The 11707-nt window shown below is 52.5% G+C and carries 12 protein-coding genes; 6 read left to right on the forward strand and 6 right to left on the reverse strand.

The window, feature by feature from the left end; translation table 11 throughout:
* Positions 1 to 328: 328 nt before the first annotated feature.
* From folE to mglC, 6 genes are all read left to right on the forward strand, one after another.
* Positions 329 to 997, forward strand: coding sequence for a GTP cyclohydrolase I FolE (folE, locus tag OGV82_RS12690; RefSeq protein ID WP_047462497.1), 669 nt, complete (start codon positions 329 to 331; stop codon positions 995 to 997).
* A 14-nt stretch (positions 998 to 1011) separates the two neighbouring features.
* The gene (gene yeiB / locus OGV82_RS12695; protein WP_047462500.1) at positions 1012 to 2169 is read left to right on the forward strand and encodes a DUF418 domain-containing protein YeiB; all 1158 of its coding nucleotides are present in this window, start codon (positions 1012 to 1014) and stop codon (positions 2167 to 2169) included.
* A gap of 152 nt (positions 2170 to 2321) precedes the next feature.
* On the forward strand, positions 2322 to 3362 hold the full coding sequence (gene galS / locus OGV82_RS12700; RefSeq protein ID WP_012131618.1) for an HTH-type transcriptional regulator GalS: 1041 nt from the start codon (positions 2322 to 2324) through the stop codon (positions 3360 to 3362).
* A gap of 279 nt (positions 3363 to 3641) precedes the next feature.
* Positions 3642 to 4640, forward strand: a complete 999-nt coding sequence (gene mglB / locus OGV82_RS12705) for a galactose/glucose ABC transporter substrate-binding protein MglB (RefSeq protein WP_012131619.1) — start codon at positions 3642 to 3644, stop codon at positions 4638 to 4640.
* A 78-nt stretch (positions 4641 to 4718) separates the two neighbouring features.
* A complete protein-coding gene (gene mglA / locus OGV82_RS12710) occupies positions 4719 to 6239 on the forward strand; it encodes a galactose/methyl galactoside ABC transporter ATP-binding protein MglA (protein ID WP_047462502.1) in 1521 nt (506 codons plus the stop codon).
* 15 nt (positions 6240 to 6254) lie between these two features.
* Complete coding sequence (gene mglC, locus OGV82_RS12715) at positions 6255 to 7265, forward strand: galactose/methyl galactoside ABC transporter permease MglC (protein WP_012131621.1); 1011 nt, start codon at positions 6255 to 6257, stop codon at positions 7263 to 7265.
* Positions 7266 to 7324: 59 nt separating this feature from the next.
* Here the strand turns inward: mglC and OGV82_RS12720 are convergent, their stop codons facing one another.
* From OGV82_RS12720 to OGV82_RS12745, 6 genes are all read right to left on the reverse strand, one after another.
* The gene (locus OGV82_RS12720) at positions 7325 to 7564 is read right to left on the reverse strand and encodes a DUF2542 family protein (RefSeq protein WP_012131622.1); all 240 of its coding nucleotides are present in this window, start codon (positions 7562 to 7564) and stop codon (positions 7325 to 7327) included.
* A 2-nt stretch (positions 7565 to 7566) separates the two neighbouring features.
* The gene (sanA, locus tag OGV82_RS12725; RefSeq protein ID WP_012131623.1) at positions 7567 to 8286 is read right to left on the reverse strand and encodes an outer membrane permeability protein SanA; all 720 of its coding nucleotides are present in this window, start codon (positions 8284 to 8286) and stop codon (positions 7567 to 7569) included.
* A gap of 166 nt (positions 8287 to 8452) precedes the next feature.
* Positions 8453 to 9337 (reverse strand): cytidine deaminase, encoded by an 885-nt coding sequence (cdd, locus tag OGV82_RS12730; protein ID WP_047462505.1) that lies wholly within the window; start codon positions 9335 to 9337, stop codon positions 8453 to 8455.
* 129 nt (positions 9338 to 9466) lie between these two features.
* The gene (locus tag OGV82_RS12735) at positions 9467 to 10162 is read right to left on the reverse strand and encodes a CidB/LrgB family autolysis modulator (protein WP_012131625.1); all 696 of its coding nucleotides are present in this window, start codon (positions 10160 to 10162) and stop codon (positions 9467 to 9469) included.
* On the reverse strand, positions 10159 to 10557 hold the full coding sequence (locus OGV82_RS12740; RefSeq protein ID WP_047462508.1) for a CidA/LrgA family protein: 399 nt from the start codon (positions 10555 to 10557) through the stop codon (positions 10159 to 10161). The genes OGV82_RS12735 and OGV82_RS12740 overlap by 4 nt, the downstream gene beginning before the upstream one ends.
* Positions 10558 to 10686: 129 nt before the next feature.
* Positions 10687 to 11595, reverse strand: coding sequence for a LysR substrate-binding domain-containing protein (locus tag OGV82_RS12745; protein WP_024130178.1), 909 nt, complete (start codon positions 11593 to 11595; stop codon positions 10687 to 10689).
* Between the last annotated feature and the right edge of the window lie 112 nt (positions 11596 to 11707).

Below are 11707 nucleotides of genomic sequence, written 5' to 3' on the forward strand. Positions count from 1 at the left end.
CTTTTGTGTTGAACCTGAATGAGTCGTGCAATTTCCCCATAATACAGATTATTCATTGTGCTGTGAGTAACTTTCACTTCCGCATTTATCTAACATGCTTCATCATCTACACAACTTTACATTCACACCTGGCGTCATGGCCCGTCAGATTTAGCGCGCGGAACCGCCGTGGGGAATCCGGGACATGAAAGGCAGCAGCGATTTCAATAATTATCGTTGTGAATACTGGATTATGTGCGCCGCCTCACGCACAATAAACGGGCTGCCAACAGCCTAAAAACTTTGCCCCACGCAGGGCAGAGGCGCCACACCTGCAGGAGAAGAATAAATGTCATCACTCAGTAAAGAAGCGGCCCTGGTTCATGAAGCGCTGGTTGCGCGTGGTCTGGAAACGCCGCTGCGCCCGCCCGTGCATGAGATGGATAACGAAACGCGCAAACGTCTTATTTCGGGGCATATGACCGAGATTATGCAGTTGCTGAATCTCGACTTGAGCGATGACAGTCTGATGGAAACGCCGCATCGCATCGCTAAAATGTATGTCGATGAGATTTTCTCCGGCCTTGATTACGCCAATTTCCCGAAGATCACCGTGATTGAAAACAAGATGAAAGTGGATGAAATGGTGACGGTGCGCGATATCACGCTTACCAGCACCTGCGAACACCATTTCGTCACGATCGACGGGAAAGCGACGGTGGCCTATATCCCGAAAGATTCGGTGATTGGCCTGTCGAAGATTAACCGTATTGTGCAGTTTTTTGCGCAGCGCCCGCAGGTTCAGGAGCGTCTGACCCAACAGATTCTGACCGCGCTGCAAACGCTGCTTGGCACCAATAACGTCGCGGTCTCAATCGACGCTGTGCATTACTGCGTGAAAGCGCGCGGCATTCGCGATGCGACCAGCGCCACCACCACGACTTCCCTCGGCGGATTGTTTAAATCCAGCCAGAACACGCGCCAGGAGTTCCTGCGCGCCGTGCGTCACTATAACTGATCAGGGCAGGGAGTATGGAGCGTAATGTCACGCTGGATTTTATTCGTGGCGTCGCCATCCTCGGTATCCTGCTTCTTAATATCAGCGCCTTTGGCTTGCCAAAGGCGGCTTACCTTAATCCCGCCTGGTATGGCAAGATCACCGCGTCTGACGCATGGACGTGGGCGATCCTCGACCTGTTCGCGCAGGTAAAATTTCTTACGCTTTTTGCGCTGTTATTCGGCGCGGGTCTGCAAATGCTGCTGCCGCGCGGCAAACGCTGGATTCAGTCGCGTCTGACGCTGCTCGTCCTGTTGGGCTTTATCCACGGTTTGCTGTTCTGGGATGGCGACATTCTGCTGGCGTATGGCCTTGTCGGCCTGATTTGCTGGCGGCTGGTGCGCGACGCGCCGTCGGTAAAAAGTTTATTTAATACCGGTATTTTGCTCTATCTGGCGGGGATTGGCGTGTTGCTGCTGTTAGGGTCCATCTCGGCGAGTGAAACCAGCCGCGCCTGGACGCCGGATGCCTCTGCCTTGTTGTATGAAAAATACTGGAAGATTAACGGCGGCATGGAGGCGGTCAGCAACCGGGTCGATCTGCTATCGAACAGTCTGCTGGCGCTGGGGGCGCAGTATGGCTGGCAACTGGCGGGAATGATGCTGCTGGGCGCGGCGCTGATGCGCAGCGGCTGGCTGAAGGGCCAGTACAGTCTGCAACACTACCGGCGTACGGGCGTATTGCTTGTCGTCGTCGGCGTGCTGATTAACCTTCCGGCCATTATTGTACAGTGGCGGCTGGACTGGGCGTATCGCTGGTGCGCTTTTCTGTTACAGGCGCCGCGTGAATTGAGCGCGCCGTTTCAGACTATAGGTTACACCGCGTTGATGCTGGGATTCTGGCCGCAGCTCAGCCGTTTTAAACTGGTCATTGCCATTGCCTGCGTAGGGCGGATGGCGTTGAGCAACTATCTGTTGCAGACGCTGATCTGCACCACGCTGTTCTACCAGTTCGGTTTATTTATGAAATTCGACCGACTGACGCTGCTGATATTTGTCATTCCTGTCTGGCTGGCGAACCTGCTTTTCTCCTGGATTTGGCTGCGTTTCTATCGGCAAGGGCCGGTGGAATGGCTCTGGCGGCAATTAACCCTCCGTGCTTCCGGGACGTCATTATCGGGAACATCCAGATAACGATCTGGATCACATTCATTAACAAAACGCATGTAACCGTTTCCAGCCCTGTGACCTTACTCACGTAGTCCTGAACGAAGCGCTGACAAAATACCCACCTGCTAAACACAGGGTGTCTGTGAGCAACGGCAATCTCAAACAGGGTAGTGAATATGGTAACCATTCGTGATGTGGCACGTCAGGCTGGCGTTTCCGTAGCGACCGTTTCTCGCGTGCTGAATAACAGTGCGCTGGTCAGTCCCGATACGCGCGAAGCGGTAATGAAGGCGGTCACTCTGCTGGGTTACCGTCCTAATGCTAATGCGCAAGCGCTGGCGACGCAGATAAGCGACACCATCGGCGTGGTGGTGATGGACGTGTCAGATGCGTTTTTTGGCGCACTGGTCAAAGCGGTGGATGTGGTTGCCCAACAACACAACAAATATGTGCTGATCGGCAACAGTTATCATGAGGCTGAAAAAGAGCGTCATGCCATCGAGGTTCTGATTCGACAGCGCTGTAACGCATTGATTGTTCACTCGAAAGCGTTAAGTGACCAGGAGCTGGGAGCGTTTATGGACCAGATCCCAGGCATGGTGCTGATCAATCGTATTGTGCCGGGTTATGCCCACCGTTGCGTGTGCCTGGACAATATCAGCGGCGCAAAAATGGCGACCCGCATGCTGCTCAATAATGGTCATCAACGGATTGGTTATCTGGCTTCCAGCCACCGCATTGAAGATGACACGATGCGTAAAGAAGGGTGGTTGAGCGCGTTGCAGGAGCAGGGGATTACGCCGCCAGAAAGCTGGATTGGCACGGGTTCCCCGGACATGCAGGGCGGTGAAGCGGCGATGGTGGAACTGCTGGGGCGAAACCTGCAACTGACCGCCGTATTCGCCTATAACGACAGCATGGCCGCTGGCGCGCTCACGGCGTTAAAAGACAATGGCATTGCCATCCCGTTACATCTTTCCATCATCGGTTTTGATGATATTCCTATTGCCCGTTACACCGACCCGCAACTGACCACGGTGCGTTATCCCATTGCTTCGATGGCGAAAATGGCAACGGAACTGGCGTTGCAGGGCGCGGCCGGCACGCTGGATTCAACGGCGACGCACTGTTTTATGCCAACGCTGGTGCGTCGTCATTCGGTTGCGCTAAGACAGAATGCGGCCCCGATCACTAACCAGCAACGTCAGGGGATGTAACCGCTTTCAATATGTGAGTAAATTCACAGTATCTTAACAATACGATAGCTATGATGGCACCGTTTGAAGCACTGTAAATACTATGTAACGGTGAATAATCACTTTTAACGCATCGTCAGGGCATTAAACAGCAATTAAAGCATATTTTTGGAGCGTTACCGGGCACGGAAGAAAGATTTTTTAACAGTGAGCTTCGGCGTTCAGTAACACTTCATTAACGTTCTGCCCTGCCGAGCATTTTTCTCAAGTACTACCCTGCATAATAAAACCGGAGATACCATGAATAAGAAGGCGTTAACTCTGTCTGCTGTGATGGCAAGCATGTTATTTGGCGCGGCTGCGCACGCTGCTGATACTCGCATTGGTGTGACGATTTATAAATATGACGATAACTTTATGTCCGTCGTGCGTAAGGCTATCGAAAGAGACGCCCAGGCGGCGCCTGATGTGCAGTTGCTGATGAATGACTCGCAGAACGATCAGTCCAAGCAAAACGACCAGATCGACGTGCTGTTGGCAAAAGGGGTAAAAGCGCTGGCGATCAACCTGGTTGACCCGGCTGCGGCAGGTACGGTAATTGAGAAAGCGCGTGGTCAGAATGTCCCGATTGTGTTCTTCAACAAAGAACCTTCCCGCAAAGCGCTGGATAGCTATGACAAAGCCTATTACGTCGGCACTGACTCCAAAGAATCCGGTATCATCCAGGGCGATCTGATCGCTAAACACTGGCAGGCTAACCAGGGTTGGGATCTGAACAAAGATGGCCAAATCCAGTTCGTACTGCTGAAAGGCGAGCCGGGCCACCCGGATGCTGAAGCGCGTACCACCTATGTTATCAAAGAGCTGAACGACAAAGGCATCAAAACTGAGCAGCTGCAAATGGATACCGCGATGTGGGATACCGCAATGGCGAAAGACAAGATGGACGCATGGCTGTCCGGCCCGAACGCCAACAAAATTGAAGTGGTTATCGCGAATAACGACGCAATGGCGATGGGCGCGGTAGAAGCGCTGAAAGCGCACAATAAAACCAGCGTTCCGGTATTCGGCGTGGATGCGTTACCTGAAGCGCTGGCACTGGTGAAATCCGGTGCGCTGGCAGGTACCGTGCTGAACGATGCCAACAACCAGGCGAAAGCCACCTTTGATCTGGCGAAAAACCTGGCCGATGGTAAAGGCGCGGCTGACGGCACCGACTGGAAAATCGAGAACAAAATTGTTCGCGTTCCGTACGTAGGTGTTGATAAAGACAATCTGGCTGAGTTTACCAACAAGTAATTCGTATATCGTTTTCTTTGGGCGCAATAACATTGCGCCCTTTATTAACGCACTCTGCGAGGCCAACAAGGTATAATTATGGTCAGCACTACTACTCCGTCGTCAGGCGAATACTTGTTGGAAATGAGCGGCATCAACAAGTCTTTTCCCGGCGTAAAGGCACTTGATAATGTTAATTTAAAAGTCCGCCCGCACTCGATTCACGCCTTAATGGGGGAGAATGGCGCAGGAAAATCAACATTATTAAAATGCCTTTTTGGGATCTATCAAAAAGATTCCGGTAGCATTTTATTTCAGGGGAAAGAGATCGATTTTCATTCTGCCAAAGAAGCCCTGGAGAATGGTATTTCGATGGTTCACCAGGAGCTAAACTTGGTGTTACAGCGCTCCGTCATGGATAACATGTGGTTAGGGCGTTACCCAACCAAAGGTATGTTTGTCGATCAGGATAAAATGTACCGGGATACCAAAGCGATATTTGATGAACTGGATATTGATATCGATCCGCGTGCGCGTGTCGGGACATTATCCGTTTCACAAATGCAGATGATCGAAATTGCGAAGGCGTTTTCCTACAATGCCAAGATTGTGATCATGGATGAGCCGACCTCTTCATTAACGGAAAAAGAGGTTAACCATCTGTTCACTATTATTCGCAAACTGAAGGAGCGCGGCTGCGGTATTGTGTATATCTCGCATAAAATGGAAGAGATTTTCCAGCTGTGCGATGAAGTTACCGTCTTGCGCGACGGCCAGTGGATTGCGACGCAGCCGCTGGAAGGGCTGGATATGGACAAGATCATCGCCATGATGGTGGGTCGTTCCCTGAACCAGCGTTTCCCGGACAAGCAAAACAAGCCGGGAGAGGTCATTCTGGAAGTGCGTAACCTGACGTCTCTGCGCCAGCCGTCGATCCGCGATGTCTCTTTTGATCTGCATAAAGGGGAAATTCTCGGGATTGCGGGTCTGGTAGGGGCAAAGCGTACCGATATTGTTGAAACGCTTTTTGGTATCCGGGAAAAATCATCGGGTACGATTACGCTGCACGGCAAAAAGATTAATAACCACAACGCGAACGAAGCCATTAATCACGGTTTCGCGCTGGTAACGGAAGAACGTCGTTCAACCGGGATCTACGCGTATCTGGATATTGGTTTTAACTCTTTAATTTCCAACATCCGCAATTACAGAAATAAAGTCGGTTTGCTGGATAATTCCCGCATGAAGAGCGATACCCAGTGGGTTATTGACTCAATGCGCGTGAAAACGCCAGGTCATCGCACGCAAATTGGCTCTCTTTCGGGGGGCAACCAGCAGAAGGTCATTATTGGCCGGTGGCTGTTAACGCAGCCAGAAATATTAATGCTGGATGAGCCAACGCGCGGTATTGATGTCGGCGCAAAATTTGAAATCTATCAACTGATTGCGGAACTGGCGAAAAAAGAGAAGGGGATTATTATCATTTCTTCCGAAATGCCGGAATTGTTAGGGATTACAGATCGTATTCTGGTAATGAGCAATGGCCTTGTTGCCGGGATTGTTGACACAAAAACAACAACGCAAAACGAAATTCTGCGTCTTGCGTCTTTGCACCTTTAAGATCAGGGGCTCCTCATGAGTGCGTTAAATAAGAAAAGTTTTCTTACTTATCTGAAAGAAGGCGGAATTTACGTTGTTCTTTTAGTCTTGCTGGCCATTATTATTTTCCAGGACCCTACATTTTTAAGTCTGCTGAACTTAAGTAACATTCTGACGCAGTCCTCCGTGCGTATTATTATCGCGCTGGGTGTGGCAGGGTTGATTGTCACCCAGGGGACTGACCTGTCTGCGGGGCGTCAGGTTGGCCTGGCGGCCGTGGTCGCCGCAACGCTGTTGCAGTCCGTGGAAAACGCCAATAAGGTCTTCCCGGAAATGGCCACCATGCCGATTCCGCTGGTGATCCTGATTGTCTGCGCAATTGGGGCCGTCATTGGTCTGCTTAACGGTATTATCATTGCGTACCTTAATGTGACGCCGTTCATCACGACCCTGGGCACGATGATTATCGTTTATGGCATCAACTCCCTGTATTACGACTTCGTCGGGGCGTCGCCGATTTCGGGGTTTGATAGCGGGTTCTCGACGTTTGCGCAGGGCTTTATTGCGCTGGGCAGTTTCCGGCTCTCCTACATTACCTTCTATGCGCTGATTGCGGTGGCGTTTGTCTGGATCCTGTGGAATAAAACCCGTTTCGGTAAGAACATTTTCGCTATCGGCGGCAACCCGGAAGCGGCAAAAGTGTCCGGCGTTAACGTGGGGCTGAACCTGCTGATGATCTATGCGTTGTCCGGTGTGTTCTACGCATTCGGCGGTTTGCTGGAAGCGGGGCGTATCGGTTCTGCGACCAACAACCTCGGCTTTATGTATGAGCTGGATGCGATTGCCGCCTGCGTGGTCGGCGGCGTGTCGTTTAGCGGCGGCGTCGGGACGGTATTCGGCGTTGTGACCGGTGTGATTATCTTTACCGTCATCAACTACGGCCTGACCTATATCGGCGTGAACCCTTACTGGCAGTACATCATTAAAGGCGGCATCATTATCTTCGCGGTGGCGCTGGACTCGCTGAAATACGCCCGTAAGAAGTAATTACCGACATGAAAAAGCCCGAAGCAGGTAACTGTTTCGGGCTTTTTTGTTTCTGCGCGTTATCTAAAGAACAGAAAATAAATGCCTGCGGCGAGCGTACAAACCGACATACACAGATATAACCCGATGTAGCTCCAGTAAAGGAGAGGGGTTTCTGCACGGTAGGCGTATACGGGTTCGCGGGCGTTCCTGACGATTTTATCCACGGCGCCAGAGCGCCAGCCTTTGTAGGCTTCCCGTAAGCTAAACAGCATCACCATCAGGACGGCGATGACCACAAAGATCGTTTTCCCTTCCACGCTTATTTTCCTTGTTTCTTTTGCAGTTCCAGCAATTGCTCAGGCGTTACTGCCGGGTAGCCCTGGGCGTCATCCGGCACCTGATGCATTGTTGGAATGGGAACTAACGGGCCTAAGAAGCGAGGTTCCCGTTTGAAAATATAGAGGTCCGCCAGCGCGCCGAATCGGGCGCCAAATTCACGTACGCGTACCGTTAACATATCTTTTGGCGACGGCACCGCATAGCACTGAGCCTGAATTCCCATATGCAGCGCAATAAACAGTGCGCGTTCACAGTGAAAACGCTGGGTAATGATGATGAAGTCGTTGGTATCAAACACTTTGCGCGTGCGCACAATGGAGTCCAGCGTGCGAAAACCGGCATAATCGAGCACGATGTCGGCAGGATCAACGCCCCCGGCGATCAGATCCTTACGCATCGTCATCGGTTCGTTATAGCTTTGCAGCGCGTTATCGCCGCTGAGCAGCAGATAATTGACTTTGCCGCTGTTGTAGGCGTTTAACGCGCCCTGAATGCGATAGCGGTAATACTGATTAATGACGCCGGTGCGATAGTATTTTGCGGTGCCTAATACCACTCCCACCTGGCGGTAGGGGAGATCCTGTAATTCGTCGTAAATATAGGGCGCGGTTTTCCAGCTCATCCATCTGTCGAGACCAAGCACAGTCAACAGCAGCAAGCCGATCAGGACTAACAGGCTGTAAAACACGCGCTTTAACATGCAGAGAACTCGATAAAGGGATGAAATTTCAATCAGGCTACTGTACCCGCTGTCGAAGCGCAAGAAACAGCAGTCTGATTGGGGGGATTTTAGACATTCTTGCCATTTGCATGTTGCCCGATGGCGCTGCGCTTATCGGGCCTACGCACATTGCGTGTTCCAGGGCTTAACCCAGCAGTACGCGGTCGATATTATTGCAGCCTAACGCTTTCAGCGTGGCGGCGGTGGCGTCCCACTGGATTAACGGCGCGTCGGCTTTCTCCGCCAGAATTGCGCGCTGAATATCTGGATAGTCATACCCGTTCAGGTTCAGCAGATTCAGTGCGCCCTGCAAAGGCGGCAGCGTAGGGTTAAAGGCGGCGTTCTCGGCATAGCTGCCGGTGAAAATACGCCCGTCTTTGCATTCCAGCGCCACGCCGCTTGGGGAGTGGCTGTAAGGCATATGACATTTATTGGCGGCGGCAATCGCTGCCTGAGTCAGCGCGTCGCCCTCCAGCGCGAAACCGTGATCCTGCTCGTCCATCAGCAGCGTTTTGATCTCCAGGTCTTTCGGGCCGAAAGCGTCAGGCAGATAGTCGCGTAAGGTATGCGGTACGCGCCCCGGCAGGTGGATACGCAGATCCAGGCCGCTGTTCAGTTCGTTCATAAACTGACGGCAATGACCGCAAGGGGTGTAGTTAACCGTGATGGCGGCGAGCCCTTTTTCACCGCGCAGCCAGGCATGGCCGATCGCGCTTTGCTCGGCATGAACGGTTTGCTGCATCGTCGCGCCCAGGAACTCCATATTCCCACCGAAATACCAGGTTCCACTGATGCCGCGCGCGATAGCGCCAACGTTGAAGTGGGAAAGGTCGGTGCGTGCGCAGGCGGCAGCCAGCGGCAGGAGCGCGAAAGCCAGCGCGTCTTCGTCCAGCCCCGATTCACGCTTAAGCGTCGAGACCTGCTCCGCAGTCAGTATGGCGGGAAAATGCTCATCTGCCAGAATCGGCGCCAGCGCTGATTGCAGATTATCCGCAAGTTGGCCAAAAGCAGTTTGAAAACGTGGATGCATGGCGTTGCCTCATAACAATGTAATGGAATCGTAGTTTACGGAGCTGTTACGGCTTTATATGTGATCCAAATCTCATTGTGATTGCAACTTGTGAAACTTAAATTAAAAATGCGCGACGCATCGCAAATTTTAACCCGCTACCGCCAGAATAATCGGGAAGAGAAACGGCGCCAGCAGCGAGGTGATGATCCCGCAGATCACCAGCGCCAGCGAACTGAATGCCCCTTCCTGGTAATCCAGCTCGGCGCAGCGCGCAGTGCCCAGGGCGTGCGAGGCGGTTCCCATTGCCAGACCGCGTGCGGCTTTGGTACGGATACGCATGAGGTTGAGCAGGGTATGACCAAATACGGCGCCCAGTATCCCGACGAAAATAACGCAGACGGCGCTAATGGCGGGAATGCCGCCGATGCTGCCGCCCACCGCCATTGCGATTGGGGTTGTGACCGATTTCGGTAATACCGACGCGGCGATTTCCGGCGTGGCGCCCATCAGTAAGGCGACAGTGGTTCCGGTCACCATGGCGACCACGCTGCCGACGAAGCAGATCGTGATGATGGATTTCCAGCGGGCGCGGATCTGGTGCAGTTGTTCATATAAAGGGTACGCCAGCGCCACGACGGCGGGTTGCAGCAGGTCGTTGAGCACCTCGCTGCCTTTAAAATAGTGATCGTAAGGAATGCCGGTCAGCATCAGAAACGGGATGATGACCACCATGGCAACCAGCAACGGGTTAAGCAACGGCATCTTAAAGCGCGCAGCCAGTTTGCGGGCGGCGAAAAAGACCGCCAGCGTCAGGGGTAACGACCACCAGATATACGACATCATTTTTTCGATCCTTTCTGCCCTAACACTTTTCGTTCACCATGTACGATATGCGAACTCCAGCTCACGACCAGGAAAACAACCAGCGTACTGATCGCACAGGAGACCACCACCGGGCCAAACTGCGCGCGCAGCAAATCGAAGTACTGCATGACGCCGACGCCAATCGGCACAAACAGCAGCGCCATGTAACGGATCAGGACATAGCATCCCGGGTTTACCCACTTCGCTGGCAGAATTTGTAGCGCCAGTAAAACAAACAGAATCAACATGCCGATGATGCTGCCGGGAATCGTGATAGGAAGCAGCGATGCAATGAAAATACCCGCATACAAACAGGCATATATCAGTACAAATGCGCGTAAATACTGCCAGGTGATATTCAGTGATTTACTCATGGTAAAAGCCCTTGATGAAACAGATTCATCATACAATTAAACTTTAAAACGTGCTACCGATCACATCATGAATTCTGAGCATAGTGGAAATAGACAACGGGAACATCGGGCAACGCCCCGTTGCCCGCGCTAAACCTGCGCCAGAAAATGCAGAAAACGACTCAACGCGAGAGAAGGGGTCTCGTTCTTGCGCCAGAACATGCCCACGCTTCCTTTCTGTTCTATTTTCGGTAGGTTTAAGATAGCCAACTGGCCCTGGCTGGCATAGCGTTGCGCCAGGCGTAGAGAAAGAATAGAGATCATATCGCTGCTTTGCAGCAAATTGGTGCTGACGTTCATCGAGGCGGATTCGATGGTGTTTTCCGGCAGCATCACGCCGTTGTCCACCAGGGCGTTATCAATGCTGATGCGAATTGGCGTACCGGTCGGCCAGACAATCCAGCGCCAGTGGGCGAGGTCGTTCCAGGAAAGCGTGGCGTGTGAGGCCAGGGGATGATGGGGGCGGGCGACAAAGCAGACCGGTTCGGTGTAGAGCACCTGATAATTTAACGGTAGCTGGAGCGCCCGACCGCCCACGCGGCCTACCACCACGTCCAGCGACCCGGCGAGCAGATCGTGTAAAAGCGGGGTCATGACTTTCTCTTCAATATTCAGGTGCAGCGTCGGCATCTCATTGAGCAGGCAGAGGATCGCCTGCGACACGCAATCTGTCGCGACCGGTGAACAGCCGATTTTCAGGCTTCCCACCAGCCCACCTTGCTTAAAGCGCGCGATCTCATACTGCGAACGTTCCATATCGTTGATGAGCCGCTGCGCATGCTGGAGCAACAGCTTGCCCCCTTCTGAAGGGCGTAACCCCTTGCTGTGGCGTTCAAAAAGCGTGATTCCGATCTCATCTTCAAGCTGTGACAGCCACTTCGACAGCGCGGGCTGGGTGATGTTCATCATTCGCGCAACGTGGGTCAGATTCCCTTGTTCCCCCAGCGCGACCAGCATTTGCAGGTGGTGCAGCTTCAATTTTTGCGCCCAATTCGCCATTTGATATAACCCCCAGGTTATGCCTCTGCCCGAAATGCCATTGTACATTTCATCGCCATGATTACAAACTTGCAACATACAAAAAACAAAAATGACATCTACCTTACCTGCA

The organism is Citrobacter sp. CK191 (genome assembly GCF_030333435.1).
GTDB classification, from domain to species: domain Bacteria; phylum Pseudomonadota; class Gammaproteobacteria; order Enterobacterales; family Enterobacteriaceae; genus Citrobacter_B; species Citrobacter_B koseri.

Excerpts from the sequence above, each read along its gene's own strand:
- folE (WP_047462497.1), top strand. The coding sequence starts at position 329 with ATGTCATCACTCAGTAAAGAAGCGGCCCTGGTTCATGAAGCGCTGGTT.
- yeiB (WP_047462500.1), top strand. The coding sequence starts at position 1,012 with ATGGAGCGTAATGTCACGCTGGATTTTATTCGTGGCGTCGCCATCCTC.
- galS (WP_012131618.1), top strand. The coding sequence starts at position 2,322 with ATGGTAACCATTCGTGATGTGGCACGTCAGGCTGGCGTTTCCGTAGCG.
- mglB (WP_012131619.1), top strand. The coding sequence starts at position 3,642 with ATGAATAAGAAGGCGTTAACTCTGTCTGCTGTGATGGCAAGCATGTTA.
- mglA (WP_047462502.1), top strand. The coding sequence starts at position 4,719 with ATGGTCAGCACTACTACTCCGTCGTCAGGCGAATACTTGTTGGAAATG.
- mglC (WP_012131621.1), top strand. The coding sequence starts at position 6,255 with ATGAGTGCGTTAAATAAGAAAAGTTTTCTTACTTATCTGAAAGAAGGC.
- sanA (WP_012131623.1), bottom strand. The coding sequence starts at position 8,286 with ATGTTAAAGCGCGTGTTTTACAGCCTGTTAGTCCTGATCGGCTTGCTG.
- cdd (WP_047462505.1), bottom strand. The coding sequence starts at position 9,337 with ATGCATCCACGTTTTCAAACTGCTTTTGGCCAACTTGCGGATAATCTG.
- OGV82_RS12735 (WP_012131625.1), bottom strand. The coding sequence starts at position 10,162 with ATGATGTCGTATATCTGGTGGTCGTTACCCCTGACGCTGGCGGTCTTT.
- OGV82_RS12740 (WP_047462508.1), bottom strand. The coding sequence starts at position 10,557 with ATGAGTAAATCACTGAATATCACCTGGCAGTATTTACGCGCATTTGTA.
- OGV82_RS12745 (WP_024130178.1), bottom strand. The coding sequence starts at position 11,595 with ATGGCGAATTGGGCGCAAAAATTGAAGCTGCACCACCTGCAAATGCTG.